Origin of the sequence: Leptospira sp. GIMC2001 (genome assembly GCF_028462125.1) — a bacterium.
Lineage (GTDB): Bacteria > Spirochaetota > Leptospiria > Leptospirales > Leptospiraceae.
This window is the reverse complement of the sequence record NZ_CP115468.1, coordinates 2,871,466-2,892,865: the sequence shown is the minus strand read 5'-3', so window position 1 is coordinate 2,892,865 and position 21,400 is coordinate 2,871,466. Positions and strand designations below refer to the sequence as shown.

Sequence of the window (21,400 nt, the reverse complement as noted above, 5' to 3'; positions counted from 1 at the left end):
TCAAATCAATATCAATACAACTATCAATCAATTCTTGAAAAGCTTTTACGGATTCCTTACACGGATATCCATTTCCCTTCACCATACCCAGTTCCAAACGAACGGTTCTGGGTTCATCATTTTAATATTTTGATGAAGGGTTTATTCTTAGCCTTTCTTTAATTCTTCTGCTTTGTCGGTTTTTTCCCAAGAGAAAGTTTTGCCTTCTCGTCCGAAATGACCATAACTTGCAGTGTCTTGGTATCTTCTATCTTTTCCTAAAAGATCCAAACTCTCGACTATACCTTTTGGTGTTAACTTAAAAGTGGATCGAATTCTTTTTTGGATTTCTTCTTCGGATATTTTGTTCGTTCCAAAAGTATCAACGAGAACTGATACGGGTTCCGCTACTCCAATTGCATATGCAAGTTGCACTTCGCATTTTTCCGCAAGTCCAGAAGCTACAACGTTCTTCGCAATATAACGACCGATGTATGCCGCAGATCTGTCCACTTTAGACGGATCCTTTCCAGAGAACGCACCACCACCATGTCGTCCCATACCACCGTAAGTATCGACAATGATTTTACGTCCAGTTAAGCCTGCATCGCCATGAGGACCACCAATTTCAAACTTACCAGTTGGGTTGATGAAGTATCTTGGGTTTCCAAGCAATTCTTTTGGAATCACTTTCTTGATACATTCTTCAATTACTGCTTCTTCAATTTGTTTATGGGTTACACCAGGAGTATGTTGTGTAGAAATTACGACAGTATCCACTTTCTTTGGCTTACCATTCTCGTATTGAATGGTTACTTGAGACTTAGAATCTGGTCGCAGCCAATTGATCTTCCCTGAATGTCTGAGTCCAGCTAGAACTTCAAGCAGTTTGTGCGAGTAATAGATTGGAGCTGGCATAAGTTCTGGAGTATCAGAATTTGCAAAACCAAACATGAGTCCTTGGTCTCCAGCTCCTTGCTCTGTGTGCAATCCTTCTCCCTCATTTACACCTTGTGCAATGTCTGGGCTCTGTCTATGAATATGAGATGATACAACTGCGAAATCTGCATCGAAATACATTGCGATATCATTATATCCGATTTTTCTTATAACATCTCTTGCAATTTCAGATGTATCGACTTTACCTTTACTGGTTATCTCTCCAGCTATAACTACAAGATTTGTTGTAACGAGTGTCTCGCATGCAACACGGGATTTAGGATCTTGGGCTAGATATGCATCTAAAATAGCATCGGAGATCTGATCACAGATTTTGTCCGGGTGACCTTCAGAAACGGATTCAGATGTGAAAATATAGTTGTTGAGTGACATGAAATCTCCTGCTTTTTTCTACTATAGTGGATATTTTTTCTAGTGAGGTCAGTGAGTCAAGGATTTTGGGTCATTTTTTAGAACGAGTCACTGCTGAGGCTGTAGCGCAATCATTCTCGCTTCTAAATCTGTCCATATCTCGTTCATTTTGTCCTGAATCTTTTTTGTATAGAGAATTAGATCATTTTCATTTAATTTTTTCGGTATGTAAATTGGCTCAGAATAAACTAAGTATTGTTTGGCGAAAAATTTAGGAAATCTATGTTTATCCCATGATTTCGAAAATTCATAGAAGCGATCAAAGCTCGTCATAAGAATTACAACAGGAAGCCCAGATAGACTCGCAATTTCTACGATTCCTGGTTTTACAGTATATACTGGACCCTTCGGGCCATCAACAGTGATCAGAGGTATCACTCCAGATTTGGCTGCACGAAGAAGGCCTAGTGCACCGGCCGCGCCACCTTTAGAAGAAGATCCACGGATTGTTTTGAAACCAAATCGCGAAACTGTAAGACTGATAAACTCCCCATCTTTAGAATGCGAGGCTAGGGGACTAACTGGATTTTTCTTTTTTCTTAGGATAAAATTTGCAAAGTAAACAACAAGTGACGCCATATTGCTATGCCAAATTGCAAATATATATCCTTTCTTATTATTGATTAGATCCGCTGTTGAATCAGGTAGAATCACTTCTTTGATTCGTATAAAACTGAACCAAAATCGGAGAATGAGCATCATAAGAAAACTGAGAATGGCTGGTTTCATAAAAAGATCTAATCCTTGTTTTTATGTTTCCGGCTTTGCAAATTTCTGGATTGCATCAGATTCAAAAATTTGAATATTCGGAATATTTGATATTATAGAGGTTTGCAAATTGGCAAGTATTGCCCGGGAAATCACTTCAGCTTGAATTGGCTTTATTTTATCTAGGCCGAACAGAGAGAAGGGAATGATCCCCGCAGCTATTTTGCCTATTTCTTCGCCAATTCTTCTCTCTTTTCTATCTCCCAAAATCAAAGAAGGTTGAAAGATTGAAAGATTTTGAATTTCTAATTTAGCAAGTTCTTCTTCCAATTCACCCTTTACCTGGCTATAGAAAATACCTGATTTACTATTCGAACCCATAGCCGTAACGATGCTCATGCGTTTAAAGGAATGTTTTAGGCTCCACTTAGCAAATGCTAAAGGATAATCATAATCTACTTTTCTAAAGGCTTGTTTGGATCCAGCTTTTTTGATTGTTGTGCCGAGTGTGCAGATTAGAGTTTCAGTATTGGAAAGATATTTTCTATCCCAAGTGCTCTCGTCATCAAAATCCACTTCAACAAATTGTATGTTTTGCGATTGGAAATTTTGGGAGTTAAAAGAACTAGATGCGGATTTTCTAATAAATACAACGAGCTGACCCATCGGGAAATACGTAGGGTACAATTGTATAACCCAAGAACCCACAAGACCTGATCCACCTATTAATAATGAATTCATTCTTCGACGAAAGTTCTATAGTTGAGAAAAGTGACTTTTCCTGATTCAACCATAACTTTAATACTTGAGCTTCCATCCGGTAATTTACTTCCAGGAAGTTCAATTGTGTATTCTCCAGGTTCTAGATGCATACGTTTGACTTGGTAGTTGGACGGCAATAGATGCCAACTTCTGAGGTCTGGTGCAATTGTAGAGGAGGCTGCGTATCCTGCAGCAAGCCCAACACCTAATGAAATAAGGCTTCCTGCAAGTTCGTTCTTCTGATTCTTCTTTATTTCTTTAGATAACGCTTCGGATGCAATTGCAGCTGCAACTAACTTAACTGCGATGGAAGCTACGTTTTTTGCAACGATTGTGTTGTAGTTCTCATTAAAACTCTTCATCGCAGTATCTGAATAATCATTCATGATAGTTGTAGTTCCCACCTGTCTTCCGCCAAGTAGAATGGGTTTTACTGCTGCAGATTTAGGATCGCGTACTTTGTATATTGGAATTGGATTCTCAGCTGACGCCATCATCGCAAGAACTCCCGAAGCTGTAACTCCCGCTGAACTTGCACCACCTTTTGCTCGGATAGAAGAATCCAATGAGACTTTCAAACTACTTGCAAAAAATTGATCATTGAGTAATTTACCTCTGGATTCCTTTACTGCAGCTTTGCCCGCTTGATTGATGATGATTACTTCACCCATTTTCGTATTGTAGGGAACGGGTTGCATATTTCGATTGAATGCAGTAACTAAATTCTGATTGCTTGCTAGTGCGGCTTGTGTTCTTGAATCATTTTCTTTGACTGCAAGAACATATTTATCACCTTTGATTTGACTAAAACTTGGTTCAATTTCTAGAATATTTTTGTATTGAACTCGGGCATCATTGTATCGGCTCAATGTTTCTGAGAGGACGGCATCTAGATATCGAGCAAATAAATTTTGTTTGTATTTGCCTTGGACATATTTCATTTCTCTTAATTCTACATCTAGCCTACGGAAATAGATTTTTGCATTTTCGAATTCCCCGAGAAATATATAGTTTAGAGCAATATAGAACTTGATTAAAACCCTTTCGAAATCTTCACCAGTGAAATTACTTTCGTTATCACTGAGAAGAAAAGATAGACCTTGACGAGTTACACTAACTTTGATATTGTCTGCAACGTTCTCAGCATCCATAAATGCTTTGTTCGAAGATTCATAATCACCTTTGGTATGAAAAATCATACCGGCTTCCATTAAGTAGAGCAGTCTGTCCTTGTTATCGGAATCATTCGCAAGAGATCGAATCTTAGGAATCGCTGCATCATAGTTTCCACTATAATACAGTTTTTCTGTATCTTGGATGATCGCATTGTATCCAGTCGCGCAGGTCCCTAAGGTAAGAAGTGATACCCAGAGACCTAGCTTATGGAGAAAGCTTAGGTTCTTACCAGCCAACTCCCCTGTTCCCTACGACTGCTTGTTTACGGTAAGCAACTCGCTCATTCCAAACTGCGATATTAGTCTCAACTTCCACCAATTCGATATTAACTGTTTGTTCCACGATACGATCGCCTTTAACGGTGAATATATTTTCGTCGATATCACATCGAACGAAAAAGTTCGGTGATTTCATCTTGCCAAGGGACAATCTGTTCCCAGTCATTCCAGAAAGCGAGAAGGTCATCTCATTGATGGATTTCTCGCGAGTGTCTGTTCTAACAGTAAATATTTTATTTCTAATTAGCTGAGAAACAAAACTATTATCGAAAAATTCTGTGGGAATCATTTCGGTTGTATTGTTTCGAGTCGGGAAATGGGCGACAAAAATTCCTTCATCACGAGGGTTTTCTTTGAAATAGGCACCAATTTCTTTTCCGAAACGAGCAGCAGCTTTCTCAAGTTCTTGTCTAGTCAGACCGCCAGAATCAGAAACTAGGTCTGTTTCTAGGTCTAGTCGCTTAGCTCCACTGGAGCATGAGGTTGTCAATAATAATGCGAGTAGTATCAATACGGTAAAGCGAAACATAATCACTCCTAAAATTTTCCTTTATCCCGTTGAATAATCCACTCTCGCCCTAGATGGTGTCAAGACGAAAAAAAAATTTACAGCAATTCAGTTGGGTCTATACTAGAGAAAATCATGAAATTTCGAACTCAAATCCAGCTTTTAATCTTAATCTCAACTTTGGTAGGGTGTTTTACCCTATCATGCAGTAATAAAAAAAATAACGATCAGGAATCGGAGCTAATTACTCTGCTCTTACAGAATCAACCAGGAGTACAATCAGCCTGTGAAAAATTTATCCAGACCGAAAACCTTTGTATAGGCAATCAGACTTCGCCAGTCGTATCTTGTGACAGCAATTTCGTGACAAATTTTAGGAATGGAATTGAGCCTAGCAGTTTGCGAAGCGATGAGATCTTAGAAAAATACATTCGCTGCTTTGATTCATGCAATTTCAATTACAATGCCTTGACCAAATGCAACGAGAATCGGTTCAACAACGCAAGAGACTACAGACTAGCTCAACGCGGACAGAATGCTGCTGTGTCTGGAGGAGTTACAAATTCGAATGTAATTGTTTGGATCGATTGCTTCGAGAAGTGTAGATCGGTGAATGGTAAAACTCCAACTGCTGAATCTGGGCTTGTCAATTCGGGAACTACATATCCTAATGATTGGTTGAAGGTGGATTGATTATGCCGACTGCAAATTTCACAGAAAAAGAAGTTATAAGCAAGCTTTCCAAGCTTTATATCCCTTCGGAAATTGATGAGATGATACCTCTTATTCGAGAAATCAATCAATTGAAAAAAGAGAAAAATGCAGTTCTACTAGGACACAATTATATGACGCCGGATGTGTTTTATGGTGTTTCTGATATAATTGGAGATTCATTATACTTATCTAAAGCTGCGGCAGAAGTGGATGCAGATATTATACTTTTCAATGGTGTTCATTTTATGGCAGAGACTGCAAAGATTCTATCGCCGCATAGAAAGGTATTGATTGCAGATGAAAAAGCAGGATGTTCACTTGCAGAATCAATCACTCGTGATGAAGTGAAAAAAATCAAAGCCCAATATCCAGGTGTACCTGTTGTGACTTACGTCAATTGTTCAGCTGCTGTTAAAGCTGAGACAGATATATGCTGTACATCAGCAAATGCGGCTCAGATCATAGAAGCAATAGATTCCGATACAGTAATTTTTCTTCCAGACGAATATTTAGCGGACAATATGCGAAAATTGACCAAGAAAAAAATTATATCGCATCCGGGTCGCTGCATGGTTCATGAAATGTATACACCTTTGGATATTCAAATCACCAGACAGAGATTAGGTGGGGATGTGACCGTTATATCCCATCCAGAATGTTCGAAAGAAGTTGTTGATTATTCTGATTTTTCTGGATCTACTTCCCAGATGATTGATTTTGTTAAGCAAGCACCATCCAAAAACATTCTCTTGATAACAGAGTGTTCAATGGGTGATAATTTACGAATGGAGTTTCCAGATAAATATTTTGTTTCGACTTGCCAGACTTGTCCGCATATGAAGAAGATCACACTAGAAAAAATTAAAAATAGTTTAATCAATGAAACGTTTGAGATCCTCATTGATGAAGATATCATTGAGAAAGCAAGAAATGCTGTTAATCGCATGTTAGAAATCTCTTTCAAAAAATAAAAATAAGGTTTAAATATGTTTAGAATCGGAAATGGTATAGATTTTCACAAATTGGTTCATGAGCCAATGCGTCCAATGATTTTGGGCGGCCTACATATTGATTCTGAATACGCTTTGATGGGGCATAGTGATGCAGACATCGTGCTACATAGTCTCGCCGATGCAATATTAGGTGCACTGGCACTTGGAGATATCGGAGACCATTTTCCAGACACAGATCCTAAATGGAAGAATATGAATTCCAAATTGATTGTTGAGAAAACTTTAGATTTAATGAGAGAGAAAAAATTTCATATATCCAATATTGATATTACTATTGTTGCTGAAAGACCCAAAATTTCTCCAGTGCGCCGGGAGATGATTGAATCAATCGCTGGAATTCTTGGCTTGGAAGCTGGACTAGTCTCAGTTAAGGCAACAACGATGGAAGGTATGGGCTCTCTGGGGCGGGCTGAAGGTATGATGGTTCTTTCTTCAGTATTATTGGAAAAATCCAAATAGATTAAGAATCCACAATCGAGATCAAAGTTACATCGTCTGTAAAATCATCGGATCCTAAGAATGATTTTGCTTTTTGATAAATGAGATGATTCGTATCCTTAGCATTCAAGTCTCTAGATTCTGAGAATGCATCTTTAAGATTTTTGAGACCATAAATATCTCTACCTCTAATATAAGATTCTGTGAGTCCATCTGTATAAAGAAAGAGTTTAAAGGATTCTTCTAGAGGAAAGCGATTGGTTAAGATCGATATATCATTTCGAAATCCAAGCATTGGTGAAAGAGAATTCAGTTCCATGATCTCTTTTCCATTGAAAAGTAGCTGAGTTGGATGACCAGCCGAACTGTATTGGAATAACTTTTTGTCATAGTCAATATCTATAATAAAGCAAGAGTAAGGTGCTTCCGTATTTTTGAATATAGAAAGAATACTTACATTCAGTCTATTTAGTATCTCTTTGGGATCATCATAAGAATCTTTTATTCTTTCATATTCAGTTTTTATGATCATCGTAATTAGAGCTGCTTGGATTCCATGACCTGTTGCATCTGCTATAAAAATTCTAAACGAATTCTTCGATCGTTGGAAAAAATCATAAAAATCTCCACTGACTTTTTCCAAAGCGAGATACATTAGGTCTATATCAATTTTTAAATCTTTCAATGAATCGATTTTTGGAAGAGTATTTATCTGGATCTCACTTGCCATTTCAATATCATTTTGGATGATCTGGATTTGTTGATTGATTCTATCATTTTGATTCTGTATTGTTGCAAGGGATATATACTCATTCACTTTATAATTAAAATTGACGCGAGCAACTACAATCGATAAAATCATTGCAATTGATGAGTTGGTGAGCACTCCCTCGATTTCAGATATATGAGTTGAATAGTAGAATAGAAGACTAATGAATATTAGATGAAATGCTAATGAAATTCCAACTTGAACAATGCCACGAAACCTAAATAGCAACGGCAAGCCGAAACTTGCAATTATATATATTGAGAAATCTTTAAAATGGAAAAAATCATTTATAGAAAATAATAAAGACCACAGATAGACAAATGAAAAAATAAATAGAGTGAGGATTTGTCCAAATATTCCAAATGATCGATTCTTTAGGCAGTACAGTATGAACGGCAAGATTAATGCTAGAATTCCAATCAATGCTAAGTGAAATAAAAATATTGTTTTATAAGTCGGAACTTCAATCCAACCAACTGTATTATACTTAGAATAATCTATGTAAAATATTGGTATATGAATTGTTATAAGAATCAGAATCATCGTTTTGGCATTTCGATAATTCGATAGAAGCAGTTCATTGAATAGGCGATTCTTATCAATATTACTTAAAAACGAAATTTTGGGACTTAAGTTACCTAAAATAAAATCAATCATGAACTTTTTCCTCAATCTATTCGCAATCTGATTCTTATGCAGTAATAAGACTAAACGAATAGGACAAATCCAGGATTTTAGGTAATTTTTTAAGATTTTTAACGTAAATAGAATTCTAAGAATAATATTTATGTAGAAATTAAAAAATGGGAATCCTGAAGTTTAATAGAAGGCTCCAAACAGGAAAATTTAGTGCAATTCGATGGAATCAATTGATGATTACGTCCTGGTAGGAATCCCAAGTTGGTCCATTGTCTGTCGACTTGACTTGAATGATCGGAGCGCTTCCAGAAATAAATTTAATATTATAATAATATAATTTATTGCCTGATTCAATTAAATTATTTGGTCTGTAATCTTCAATTTTGTCCAATTCTAATTGAGGTAATATCGAAATATATGACCAAGAATTGTTCTCACCTAGAATCAAACCAACTTGGGATAAGGAAAAATCGAAAAGTGGATAGGCAAATTTAGATCCAAATTCCTTTAATGCAGTTCTCTGATTGATAACCAATGGAGTTTTTATTTCAACCGAGTAGCTTACAGTAACTGAGTCACCCACAAAAGCAGAGTTGGAAATTTGAGATATTTGAAGATCATACTGACCAAGTCCATCCGATTTGGATTGAAAGAGAAAGAGTTGGTTCTTGCTTACGACAAATGTGCGGAGGCTCACTCCTGGAAAATCTGGATTGGATTCGTAAGAAAGAGTGTATTCCGCAGTGGGAAAGTTAGCTGAGTATAAATAACTTTGATAAGCGTTCATATCAGAATAAAGCAATCCCCCTTTATGTTCAAAATAATGGCTTGTGCTTACGAATCCAGGATTGACATAGATTAAATCAGGATAAAGATCGCCATTGCTACTACCTGGCTTTAAAAGGTTCGTGTCATAGCGCATTTGAATCAAGCTTGAATTATCTTGCTCTCCATAAACGAGAAAATCAGAAAGATTGAATATTCTAGTATTATCAATTCGAGGATAGGATGAATTCCGAGATGAAACTTCGTAGACGTCTTCTGAATTGATTGTAAATCCATCTGTTTGAATTGCAAATGTCTTCAATTCATTTGTGGAAAAATTAAATCGTCGAACTAGGAAGAAATATTTTGTTCCAAATTTTATAGGATTAGATGGGAAATAAAAAATTGTAGTTGGAGAATCTGCGCTTATGGATTCAGTAAAATTATCATTTGGAATTGGTATAGCATCAAAAGATTTTCCATCTACTCCAACTAAAATTGAAGCTTTTCGACTGGACGCACCATCAGAATTCAATTGTGTCACTCCGATTCCAAAAATTTTAGAATCGATTGAACCAGCAATTTCTATAGAAATTAAAGTCTGTGAGTCAGTTAATTGTGATTGTATGATTGATATTATCTCAACTACTATATCACCACTGACATTTGACGGGATCAAAAGGGCTAGAGAATTATTGTCTAAACCACGAGTGATGTTCAATTCAAAAGATGCTATCTGTACTCCGGTGGGTGATTTTATAATAAATTCGAAGACGCCCAATTCTCTCAGTACTACTCTTACAAATCCATCGGAGCGTATCGTCGTAGTTGAGGCATTTGCAATTGCTCTAGTTTCTTGTGTGGAACGATTAGTTTGACTTGAAGCTTGCACACCTTGCTTGCCATATTCTAATAGATTTCCACCGTAAGTGGAAGAATCTCCTTTTTTGAGTTTCATTTCAATCGTTGTCTGAAGCGATGAATTGGATCTCACCAATCCAAGTAAAAGCCGCAATTGAGAAAGCGCACTATTTGGGTCTAAAGCGCCATCATCAAATTGAATGCAGTTTCCAAAGAGGAATATTGGAATAATAAGAATTCGTATGATTTTCATGGCAGTCTCCAAACTTAGTTTAAATGGAATCTGAAATTTTTGTCAATTGAATTCGATTCTTGTCGACTGGTTTGTTAAAATAAATTTACAAAGTCTAAAAAAAATTTGTTTAAAATTCAATATTTATTCGGTTTATTTGATTCGATATCTTTTTAAAACTTTCGTTTTTTATAAAAAACATCCTTGGTTTGCTCGATTTGTCTGGAGAATATGTAAAATTGTATGAGTTACGAGAAATTAAGGAAGAAAAGTGCCAATTTTTGAAACCGCAAGCTTATCATTGATCGATCTTCTGGACGTTTTGTCCGGAGATCTCAATACTTTTAGACAAAAATCACCCTTATCTCCACCTCAGGTGGTTATTCCCAATTCGAATATGAGGATGTGGATGATTATGAATCTATCCAGGATTCAAGGAATTGCGACAAATATTGATTTTACTTTTATAGAAAAATCTTTGGAATCTTATTTCTATAAAAGAAATGGAGTTAACTATGATTCGGAGAATCGATTTTTTCCTGGAATAGATGCGATCCAAAGGAAGGTTTTTAATTATTTATTGGAAAATAAAAATAAACCTGAATTTGCTTTTTTGAATTCCTTTCTCAATTCTATTTCTCGTTGTTTTGCGCTGAGTTCGAGATTGGCATTATTATTTAAAGATTATGAATTAAATCGATTCGATTGGATAAGTTCTTGGGCAAAAGAGAAAAATATTGACTACCCGCTAATTTGTAGAAAAGAAAGTCCATTTCCAGAAGACAATGACTATTTTAGAATTCAAAAATTGATATATCAAGAATTATTTTTGACTGGTGATTCCGAAAAACAAGATCCGTTGTATAAGACTGAATCTTTGTCCCAGTTTTATGTTCAGGCAGCTCAAGATAAAAATTATGCAAGTTCTTCAGCTAATACGCATTTATATATATTCTCTCTATCTAATTTAGCAGATACGTATATGCATGTATTGGAAAGAATGTCATCAGTTGACTCGGCAAATATTCATTTCTATCAATTTCATACTGGCAATACACGAATTCAATCACAACTAGAGAATAATTTTGCAAGATGGGCTAAACCACAAATTTATATGGCATCTCGATTGGAGAAATTGTCAGATATAAAAATTATTGAGCCAAAATACTCATATCCTAATGCGCTTATGAATCTTAGAATGTTGTTAAATGACAAAAAAATAAGTCAAGAAAAACTACATTCAAGTCTTACCGATCATTCTGTGAGATTTTGGAACTCACCTTCAGTTTTTCGTGAAGTGGAAGCGGTCGCAAATGATATAATACATAAAATGAATATAGATGAAAATTTACAATACACTGATTTTGCAATATTGGTGACGGAAATGAGTTCCTATCGACCTGCAATTGAGTGGGTATTTGATGGTGGAATTTTGATTCAATATCACCCAGGAAAGGAATTAGAAAGTAGGAGTTTACTCAATGATCATGAATCGATTTTGAAAAGGCATAAAATACCTTATTCTCTGACGGATATAAAAGCGAGCGACTCATCTGTGTTATATAGATTTTTGATGGATTTGTATGAATTTTGTTCCAAGGATTTGATTCCCAAAAAGATTGTTTTGCATATTCTTCATAATCCTTTAGTTTACCGAAAATTTATTACAGATGCAGGAGATCTCAGAGAATACGATGAACTGATAGAAAGAATGTCAGTTGTATATGAAAACGATACCAATTCTAATGATCCATTCCAGATATCCAATGGTTTGAAAAGGGCGAGGCTTTCTAAGGTTGTCACAACTGAAGAAATTTGGGAGCATTTTAAATTCGTGGAAATGGAAGACTCCGATGAGAAAGTCATAAAAGATCTCACAATTTTCTGGGAAAAGCTAATTTATGTTCGATCTTTGTTTCGAAATAAACAAATCGATGATCAAATCTCTTGGACCTCTGAATTCCTTGATATTATAAAACACAGTATTGAAGAATTATTAAATTGGTCAGATGATTATAAGCAAGAAAGAGTTCTATTCCAAGAATGGTTTACTTCTCTGCAGGATTGGAAAGATATTCGCATTGAAAATTCAGAGGAAAGCCTTGATCTATTTCGTTTTGTTACTGATCAAGCTTTTGAAAAAATTCCGTATAAAAAAGGAAATTATTTAACTGCTGGAGTAAGTGTTTCGCTTTTACAGCCAATGAGGCCAATTCCTTTTCGACATGTTTATATATTAGGTCTTGGCGAAGGTAAATTTCCAGGATCTGCAGATCATTCTCAGTTGAATTTGCGACGTGATGTTATTCAAGATTGGGATATGTCTAGAAGGGAAATTCAGGAATCACTGCTATGGGAGAGTTTGCATTCACCGACAGATTCTATTACTCTTTCTTATGTTGGAGAGAATCTACTGGAAGATAAAAAATTTGAACCTTGCTCACCTTTGTATGAAATCATGCAAGCCTTTGGAGTGAATAAAGCTACCTCAATGCCATTGACGTCTTATAGCAAATTGTATCAAAATGATTCGAATTCATATAATAATGGTTTGGTTAGTTATGATTTTTCCCGAGTCGCAGCATCAAGCAAAATTCATGATTATAAATTAGAAAAGATATTTCAAAAACCTGAGAATTTAAATTTAAAAAAACCAATTGATATCACCAAAAGAATATCTCTAAAGTCAGTCAGTGATTTTCTATCTGATCCAATGGAATTTTATCTAAGAAAGCGATTGGGAATGTATCATGAGAATGAACTGGATGAAGAAGATGATTCTGATATTTTCCATCTTGATGCAGTTAAGGAATCGGAAATTCTAAAAGAAATTTATAGTTTGATGATCCCAGATTTAGTAAGCACAGAGCCTTGGAAATGGAATGAAGAAAATATTGTCTCAGCGCTTGATTCAATCTTGAGTAGACTGGTTTCGCAAGCCCGATTTCCTCAATTTTCCTTCGGACAATTGCAAAGAAAGATTTTACTAGAATATACAATGTCAGCTTCAGAGCTTTTTTCTGAATGGAAGAATGAATTGGTCGGTGGTCGATATTATCGTTATCTCACATTAGGTGACTTAGGTCATAGAAATTCTGATGTGTTGAAGTTAAAAAATTTGGAACTTGAGGTTCAGAAATCAAGAGAAAAACTTAACCTTACTCTAGAGGCCGAATGGGAACATGTGATAGAAAAACCAAATGGTGATCTCACCTGGATTTTACCAAAAGGATTAGAGAGTAGACTAAGTTTTACTTCAACTGATTTCGGAGGTAGCTTTAAAGATTATTGGAAAGTTATGAGTTTTCCTTTTATTTCAAGCTTAGGACTCGAAGCCATAGGTCGGAAATTAACAATATTTAGTTTTAAATCAAGATTTACTCGAGAAAAGAAACAAAAATCGGATAATTATTTGAAAGTAAGATTTGAATCAGAAGGAGAGCATAAAAGATATCTAGTATCATTGTTGAATTTATATATAAATGATTCTTTAGAATTTTTCCCAAGGAAGGCATTTCTATCTTATTATGTGAATTATATCCAAGCAAAAGAAGATAAGAAGAATCCAGAATCTTCAAAACCTGAACAGATTGAACGGTATTTGGATGAAGATAAATGGCGTTTGTTTCTAAGTGAAAATATTTTCGAACTGGAAAGAGATCTATCAAATGTAATTCGATTATATCCGAATATTCATGATCTAATTCTAAATTCTAAAATAGAATTTGCCAATTCCTTTTACAAACCTTTTCTTGACTGGATGATAAAAGAATGACTATGACTCGCGAAAAATTCCAATTAGCAAATAGTTTTATCGAAGCCTCAGCTGGAACTGGTAAGACTTATACGATCATGGAAATTGTCGGTGACTTAATTACAAACTCGGAAAATCCGATAGCCCTTTCCGAGATCATGATTTTGACTTATACGGAAAAGGCCGCTGGAGAACTCAAAAAAAGATTGAGAGAAAAGATTCTAAGTATGAATCAACCAGATATCCTGCGTGATTTGGATCAAGTAACAATTGCTACAATACATGGATTCTGCAATTCTATTCTAAGAGAATATCCTGTTGAAACTGAAACTTCCGAAGACTGGAACCTAATTGATATTAAAGAATTATGTTCTCAGTATTTATATAAAATCGAAGTGAACCAATGGAGTGAATGGATTGGTTCCCAGGATCTGGATCGGATGCTGCAAGAATCGGAATATTGGAAGAAAGATAAAGGCCGAGATGCAATTCTATCAACTGCATCGAAGTTATTGAGTGGAAAAAAATATTCTTATAAATTGAGAGATTGGACTATTGGCGGGCAGGCTTTTCTGCAAAATACAGCGCTCATAATTGCGGAACGTGTCTATGACGAATTGAATTCGGGTAGCTGGATGTCTTATGACTTCATGATTCAGAAAGTTAAAAGCTCTCTAAGCAATTCAATTTTACTGAAAAGTTTACAAGAAAGATTTCGGGTCGGGATCATCGATGAGTTCCAAGATACTGATAGCAATCAATTTGAAATTTTTGATAATTTGTTTCTTGGAGACAATTTAACGGAAAAAAGGCGAGCCCTTTATTTGATTGGTGATCCAAAGCAATCAATCTATGGTTTTCGAGGAGCAGATATCGCTACTTATCTTAGAGCAAGATCCAAAATGAAAGAACTCGGTGCGGTAGAAATAAATCTCACAAATAACTATCGTTCGGTTCCAGAGATGATCGAAGGATACAATTTGATTTTTACTGATCAAGCTGGTGAAACAAGTTTTTTCCCGATCCACGAGGCTGGTCTAGAAAATGATCCAATCAATTACCTTGAAGTTTCTTATCCTACAGAATCAGGAAAATTGAAGTTATCAGATAAATCAATAGAAGGGCCAATTTTTCTAGTAGAAATGGAAGGGAAGAGAGAATGGAAAGTTGGTGAGATCGGGGATGCTTGGCAAAAATACATTCAACAAGAAATTTTAAAAATCACAGATAATCAGAATTCCATTTACTACTTTGATAAAATCAAAAATCAAGATCAAAAATTAAGCTATAAAGATATCGCAATAATTGTTAGGTCACGTAGAGATGGAGAATATTTGGAAGGATTCTTGAAAAATTCGGGAATACCTTGCTCCTTCTACAAACAAGAAGGAATTTATCAATCCAAAGAAGCAGAACAAATTGAGAATATCTTTCGCTGTTTACTTAATTCGAATGATCCAGCTTCCTATAGAAAGTTATTGATAAGTGATTTGTTTGGAGTATCTCCCGATGCTCTAGAATCTTTTGATGAGCATTCGATCGATTCATACGAAAAGCAAACGTTGGATAAATGGAAATTTCTTGCATCAAATAGAAAATTTCCTGAACTTTTTCGTTCGATTGAAGAAAATTCAAAGATTCTATTATCAAGTAAACAAAAAGATCTATCATGGGAACGAAAAAGAACCAACTATCGACAAATTTTTCGCCAGTTACTACAATATCAAATTTCTCATCGTTCAGGATTGTCCGAGCTTTTGGAAGAATTGGTTTCTTTGAGAAATTATAGATCTGATATCGAAGAAGCGCCACTATTTGAAAAAGAAACTGAAAGAGATGCAGTGCTCATTCTTACACTGCATGCATCCAAAGGATTGGAATGGCCAGTCGTATTTTTATATAATCTATCGACTTTTAGAAATAGTATACATAACTATGATTATCCGTCAATAGATTCGCAAGGTGTCCGAACCAATGATTGGAAGATCGGTTTATGGGATGAGAACATAGAATTGGTAAAGCAGATGGATTATAATGAAGCAAAGAGATTGCTTTATGTCGGAATTACCCGACCGATGGTTCGATTGTATCTTCCATTCTTTATGCCGCAATCACGATCCAAGAACTCACCGTATTACCAAATACTATATCCAAGACTAAAGCATATTATTGATAGCGGTGCCAATAAACAATTTTTTACTCATCATCATTGGAATCCAGAGCAATGGACTTCTCAATCTAAGAAATTGGATGGTTTTGATAATGACTCTACGGTCGAGCCCATGATTTTTAATCGAAGAAAAATTAAAAAAAATATTCCAATATATAGTTATAGCTCTTTGAAATACAATGATATTCTTAATATAGCTGAGGATAAAGAAAATAGTGTTACTCTTGAGTCGAGTTTTATTCAACGCGATGAGAAAGAAACAATCACTTCCGAAGAAGCAGACTCCTCTTTAGAATCCAGTTTAACTGACGGAAATATTCTGCCTTCTTCTGCTGATAGCGGATCTTTTCTACATGCCTTATTAGAACATATGAATTTTTCTGACTTTTTGCCCGAGAACTTGAAAGTTCTTTCGAATGAAGAAAAATTAAATAGGAATTATGAGAAATACTTCCAATATTTTAATATTGGAGATCAATTCAGTAAGCAAGATTCTTACGAAAATTTGTATGAATCCTGCAAAAAATATTGCTTTGAATTATTGAATCATACTGTTACTGCTGCGATTCCCATTCGCACCAATGGTACTCCGAATTCTTTAGATGGCAATTTGCAATCAATCAGACTAGCAGAATTAGAAAACGATAAAATACTTCGTGAATTGGATTTTCATTTATTCTTAAAGGATAGTTTGATTGAGACGGATCATAAGTTTACCAACGATAGAAATATTACAAATATATTAGGTGATTTTTTGAAAGGATCGATTGATTTGGTTTTCGAATTGGAAGGTTTGTATTATATAGCTGACTATAAATCCAATTTATTAAAAAATTATTCTATAGAAGCACTCGAAGCCGTAATAAACGATCCAAAGACTCAATACAACCTACAACGCGATATTTATGCATTTGCCTTGGTTGAATATTTAAAGAGTATTTTTGGTTTAGAAGAAGCTCTAAAAAAATTCGGTGGAGTTTATTATTTGTTTTTACGAGGAATGCAGTCAGGTTCAAGTGAGGGAATCTATTTCGATTTCGACTGGAATGAAGAACGAATAATGAAAATTCGAAATGAAATGTCTCAATTGATTTCTAGAGAAAATGGAGTAGATTATGAATCTTGATCCGGAAATCATTTACAATCGTAAAATTCAAAACGATCTTAGTGAAGGAAAGGATATTCCAGGTTTTGAGGATCTTATACAGTCATTAATATCAGCACAAAATAAAGGCAATTTATGTGTAGAGTGGAAACCTGAATGGAAATCAATTATAGATTATGAACCAATAGGAATTAAAATTCATAAGTTTGGTCAGAAGAAAGTTGTATATTTTTCTAAAACATTTGAATTGAAAACAAAGCTTGAGAATCGATTAATCGATATTATTCGGTCTGCAGAGAAAATAAATCACGAAATGAATGACTCCGACCTAGTGAGTCGCGCGAAATCAATAATAGCAAAGAAAGAAAAGGAGACATTGAGTTTAAGGTTAGGCCAAAAGGACGCATTGATCAATTCTATCATGTCTCCATTTCAGATAATCAGTGGTGGACCAGGAACTGGAAAAACTACAGTTGTTGCATTTCTTCTGGCGGTTCTAAAGGATTTAGGAATGCTTCCCAGATTAGAAGATATAGCTCTGGTTGCACCGACTGGACGAGCAGCTCAGCGACTGACAGAGTCGATTCAAGAGAATCTACTCAGGATGAAAGGACTTTCCAATCTTCAAGAAGAGATTCAATTTCTTCGAGGACGCACATTGCATAGTCTTTTACAATTTCAAAAATACAAATCCAAATTTTTCTATAATGAGAACAGATATCTTCCTCAGAAATTAATTATTTTAGACGAAGTTTCTATGGTAGATTTGGATATGATGCGCGCATTATTTGAGGCACTTCCACCTATAGATCAAATCTACGATGGAGGAAAGTTTGGCTTTCGTTTGATATTAATTGGAGATCCCAATCAACTACCTTCTGTGGATAAAGGTGCTGTATTGAGTGATTTCTTGAAAGGTCTTGAGAAAAAGAAGAAATTTATTTCTAAGCTAACGGAGAGTAATCGACAATCTCCCTCCAAATTGCGTAATGGAAAATCCGCTATAGTTACAATGGCTGAAGATATTCTAAAGCTGGATGACGAGCATGAACAGACATTATTCTCTAGCTCTCTTGCCCGAATCGATTCGCAGTTTCCGGCAACCGATAAAATCGGAGAAGAAATCCAATACAATACTGAATTGGTTTATTTTACACTTCCTAAGCAAATGGAAATTCTATCAACACGCCAATATATATTAAAAGAAATTTGGAAAAAATATTTTTATCCGCAGATTGAAAGAATCTCCCAATGGGAAAACCTTACAAAACAAAATCTGAACGAAGAATCATTTATAGTAAAATTTCATTCAGAAATGAACAAATTCCGTTGTCTAACAATATTTAGAAAAGGATATTGGGGAGTCGAATCTTTGCAGGAAACTCTGATTGAGATGGCTATCGCTGACCTCCGAATCAAAAAGCCACAGAATCAAGATAAGAACATGATTTCAGTAGAGTCTGTCAAAAAAATTGCAGGTAAAATATATTTCTCAGGTATGCCAATTTTAATTACGAAGAACGATCCGAATCGGAAACTATTCAACGGGGATACAGGATATTTATTACGTTTAGCTGATACAGGAGAATTGAGAGCAATCTTTTCCATAGATAATCGAATGGTTGATTTCGCTCTAGATACTTTGCCTGCACATGAACCTGCGTTTATTCTTACAGTTCACAAAAGCCAAGGTTCGGAATATGATAGTGTTTTATTGTATCTACCAGATATTAGAAAAACTCAAAAAGATGATACGAACCACCAATTGGTCAATCGCCAGATATTGTATACTGCTATAACAAGAGCTAAGAATCAAGTGATCATAGCCGGAGATTATAATACATGGAATGAGGGTGTAAGCAATTCTTTGCAGAGGCTTACTGGATTTGAATTAAAGTAATTGCATTCTATAAAGATCCAAGCAAGCACTTGGATTGATACCGTCAGCTTCCAATTTTTTCTGTGCAATTGGAATCAATTTGATTTCTTCATCTTGTTTTTTCGTAAATTCTGAAATATGATTTTTCGAACATTCGTTTCCGAGGATAAGAATATTCGTATATTTATCTATATTTTGCAGATGTCTAGTTTTAGGATTTAGAATATAATTAGTATTAGAATTACTTTTTTTGAAATTGTAAATTTGTATAGAAAGTTCCAGATCACTATCAGGTTTGTTAATATGGTAGCCAGGTAGTTGATTGAAGACAATTGTAGAATCTTGTAGTAAATTTTCTGCTTCCGATTTTACCCAATTGGGAACTGCGCGGACATCTGTTTTATTGCCTGCATAACAGTGGACTCTAGGCATAAAACGGTTAGTAATTAAATTACCATCAGGCATAATCAAATTATTGTATTTAAAATATGAGTTTTTGCCTATAAAGAAGAAAAGGTAAATTACACAAAGTCCTATTATAGAATATTTTAATTTTGCTAAAGGCAAAGATCTTAGAGCAAGTTCTAAGTTCAAAGCAAAGCCCATAATCAACATTGGATAGAGATGGAGAATATGGCGCTCTTGTCTATTCGAGCTCGAGAAGCTCAAGAGAATTAAGATGATCCAAAAAAATGCAATGGTTGTAAAACTTAAAGCTGTGAAATACTTATTTTTGTATTTCCATAGATTGTAGGAGATGCTTATTGCTAACAATACAAGCAATGGATACAGAAAGAACAATTCATTAGTCATCGTCTGTAAATAAAAGAAAATGTTTGAATCACCTTGTTCTAAAAGCACAGTATTGGTAGTCGCTACAAATCGGTCTGGATGAATGATAAGCCAAGCAATTGACGGAAGGTAGATCCATTTTAGAAAATAGAATAAATTAGAAGATCTAAGTTTGAGCTCTACTTGATTTCTGAAAATAAATACGAACACATCCAAAAGCACAAGTAAAAAAACTAAGTAGACTAGATAAGAACTTAGTTTGGGACTCCAATTCAAAAGATCGAACTTACCTAGTAAAAATAATACAAGTGGTATCGGTAGAAATAGTAAGCGGACATTGCGTTGGATATGGATTTTGAAATTCTTAGAAAATATTTCAAATGAATTTTGAATTTCCTTTAGATAAATGAATGGAAGATAAATCGTAAAAGCCATAAGAAACATGAGGACGTAAGGATATTTTGTTTGTAAGAGTAAGAAGACTGAAATTGGAAAAAGTATTTTATTTTTTCTGGTTTCGTACAATTGCATTGAAACAAGGGTTGCAATCATAAAGAGAGCACCTTGGATTTCCAACATTCCTGAATAAGAGAATAGCAATATAGAAGGAATTGAATAATACAATAAGACAAAGACTAAGAAATAAAAAATTGAATCAATCCAATTGGAAAATTTGACAAAGAATACAATCGCGATGGAAAAAATCAGAACAGTTTCCGTTACTTTCGTAAGAAATATTGAGATTATCGGATCTGCTCCATAGCCCAAGATTAGAAGAGATTCCAACAAACTACGAATAGCTGGCCAAGTCGGAGAATCAAAAATATGTGCAAAAGGAACCCATAAATATCCGCTTCGTATTCCAAAGGCGATGTCTAGAGACGCGAGAAAACGAGAGGCAGGATCCCATCCAATTTGTCGGATGTTTGGACATGAATTGGAAAAAAAAATCCAATCGATGTATTGATAAGAAATTATGAATATGCCAACTAAACCAAGAAAAGAGAGCCGAATTCTATTTTGCCACAGCTTTTCTGATAATCTCAATGTCATTCTCTATGGATTTCTTGGTTTCAGGGAGGTAAAAAAGTCGATTCCAGATTTTTGATTGAATGCCTGCTACCGGTTCCCAATGAATCTGCACTTCTAGCATAGATTTGCCATCACCCATGTCTTTTATTTCATAAAATCCGGCATATTTGGAAAATCTGCTTGAATTTTTTCTTTCATAACCGAACTTGAAAGGGATTTCCCAGTTAGTTACTTCAATGATAGATGCTTCACCTTCCCATACGACTTCCGCTGAATTGCCAACTTTTCCCGATGCCATTCTTGGAAAAAAATTTCCACTAATCGCTTTGTGGATAGCCGCTGGACTTGCTTCAATCAGGTATTTGTTTTCAAATTTTTTCGGCGAGTCAAATGCGAATACCAAAACTGATGATAAAATAAATAAAAGAATAAGCCTGATGTACAACATATTACTG

The 21,400-nt window shown here is 35.1% G+C and carries 15 protein-coding genes; 6 read left to right on the top strand and 9 right to left on the bottom strand.

The window, feature by feature from the left end:
• Positions 1-147: 147 nt before the first annotated feature.
• The 5 genes from metK to O4O04_RS14770 form a co-directional block, all read right to left on the bottom strand.
• On the bottom strand, positions 148-1,311 hold the full coding sequence (gene metK, locus O4O04_RS14790) for a methionine adenosyltransferase (RefSeq protein ID WP_272532549.1): 1,164 nt from the start codon (positions 1,309-1,311) through the stop codon (positions 148-150).
• 87 nt (positions 1,312-1,398) lie between these two features.
• The gene (locus O4O04_RS14785; protein WP_272532548.1) at positions 1,399-2,079 is read right to left on the bottom strand and encodes a lysophospholipid acyltransferase family protein; all 681 of its coding nucleotides are present in this window, start codon (positions 2,077-2,079) and stop codon (positions 1,399-1,401) included.
• Positions 2,080-2,100: 21 nt separating this feature from the next.
• Positions 2,101-2,799: a Rossmann-fold NAD(P)-binding domain-containing protein gene (locus tag O4O04_RS14780; protein WP_272532546.1), complete on the bottom strand. Its 699-nt coding sequence runs from the start codon at positions 2,797-2,799 to the stop codon at positions 2,101-2,103.
• A complete protein-coding gene (locus O4O04_RS14775) occupies positions 2,796-4,232 on the bottom strand; it encodes a COG3014 family protein (protein WP_272532545.1) in 1,437 nt (478 codons plus the stop codon). The genes O4O04_RS14780 and O4O04_RS14775 overlap by 4 nt, the downstream gene beginning before the upstream one ends.
• A complete protein-coding gene (locus tag O4O04_RS14770; RefSeq protein ID WP_272532544.1) occupies positions 4,222-4,803 on the bottom strand; it encodes a penicillin-binding protein activator LpoB in 582 nt (193 codons plus the stop codon). Before O4O04_RS14770 ends, O4O04_RS14775 begins: the two co-directional genes overlap by 11 nt.
• Before the next feature lie 114 nt (positions 4,804-4,917).
• On the opposite strand from O4O04_RS14770, the gene O4O04_RS14765 reads away from it, so the two are divergent.
• From O4O04_RS14765 to ispF, 3 genes are read left to right on the top strand one after another with little or no spacing between them, the layout of a single operon-like run.
• On the top strand, positions 4,918-5,475 hold the full coding sequence (locus O4O04_RS14765; protein WP_272532543.1) for a hypothetical protein: 558 nt from the start codon (positions 4,918-4,920) through the stop codon (positions 5,473-5,475).
• A gap of 2 nt (positions 5,476-5,477) precedes the next feature.
• On the top strand, positions 5,478-6,467 hold the full coding sequence (gene nadA, locus O4O04_RS14760; RefSeq protein WP_272532542.1) for a quinolinate synthase NadA: 990 nt from the start codon (positions 5,478-5,480) through the stop codon (positions 6,465-6,467).
• A gap of 15 nt (positions 6,468-6,482) precedes the next feature.
• Positions 6,483-6,968, top strand: coding sequence for a 2-C-methyl-D-erythritol 2,4-cyclodiphosphate synthase (gene ispF / locus O4O04_RS14755; protein WP_272532541.1), 486 nt, complete (start codon positions 6,483-6,485; stop codon positions 6,966-6,968).
• A gap of 1 nt (position 6,969) precedes the next feature.
• Here the strand turns inward: ispF and O4O04_RS14750 are convergent, their stop codons facing one another.
• Together O4O04_RS14750 and O4O04_RS14745 are read right to left on the bottom strand one after the other, a co-directional pair.
• The gene (locus O4O04_RS14750) at positions 6,970-8,373 is read right to left on the bottom strand and encodes a PP2C family protein-serine/threonine phosphatase (RefSeq protein ID WP_272532540.1); all 1,404 of its coding nucleotides are present in this window, start codon (positions 8,371-8,373) and stop codon (positions 6,970-6,972) included.
• Positions 8,374-8,581: 208 nt separating this feature from the next.
• Positions 8,582-10,234, bottom strand: coding sequence for a hypothetical protein (locus tag O4O04_RS14745; protein ID WP_272532539.1), 1,653 nt, complete (start codon positions 10,232-10,234; stop codon positions 8,582-8,584).
• Between the two features lie 250 nt (positions 10,235-10,484).
• On the opposite strand from O4O04_RS14745, the gene O4O04_RS14740 reads away from it, so the two are divergent.
• Genes O4O04_RS14740 through O4O04_RS14730 form a run of 3 tightly spaced genes read left to right on the top strand, consistent with a single transcriptional unit; the run spans position 10,485 to position 19,142 of the window.
• A complete protein-coding gene (locus O4O04_RS14740) occupies positions 10,485-13,988 on the top strand; it encodes an exodeoxyribonuclease V subunit gamma (RefSeq protein ID WP_272532538.1) in 3,504 nt (1,167 codons plus the stop codon).
• The gene (locus tag O4O04_RS14735) at positions 13,985-17,263 is read left to right on the top strand and encodes a UvrD-helicase domain-containing protein (protein WP_272532537.1); all 3,279 of its coding nucleotides are present in this window, start codon (positions 13,985-13,987) and stop codon (positions 17,261-17,263) included. The genes O4O04_RS14740 and O4O04_RS14735 overlap by 4 nt, the downstream gene beginning before the upstream one ends.
• Complete coding sequence (locus O4O04_RS14730; RefSeq protein ID WP_272532536.1) at positions 17,253-19,142, top strand: ATP-dependent DNA helicase; 1,890 nt, start codon at positions 17,253-17,255, stop codon at positions 19,140-19,142. Before O4O04_RS14735 ends, O4O04_RS14730 begins: the two co-directional genes overlap by 11 nt.
• Here O4O04_RS14730 and O4O04_RS14725 read toward each other — a convergent pair.
• Together O4O04_RS14725 and O4O04_RS14720 are read right to left on the bottom strand one after the other, a co-directional pair.
• Positions 19,134-20,966, bottom strand: a complete 1,833-nt coding sequence (locus O4O04_RS14725; protein ID WP_272532535.1) for a hypothetical protein — start codon at positions 20,964-20,966, stop codon at positions 19,134-19,136. The two genes, O4O04_RS14730 and O4O04_RS14725, sit on opposite strands and share 9 nt — an antisense overlap.
• Positions 20,929-21,393 carry a hypothetical protein gene (locus tag O4O04_RS14720; protein ID WP_272532534.1) on the bottom strand — a complete coding sequence of 155 codons (465 nt, stop codon included), beginning with the start codon at positions 21,391-21,393 and terminating at the stop codon, positions 20,929-20,931. The genes O4O04_RS14725 and O4O04_RS14720 overlap by 38 nt, the downstream gene beginning before the upstream one ends.
• Positions 21,394-21,400 lie beyond the last annotated feature (7 nt).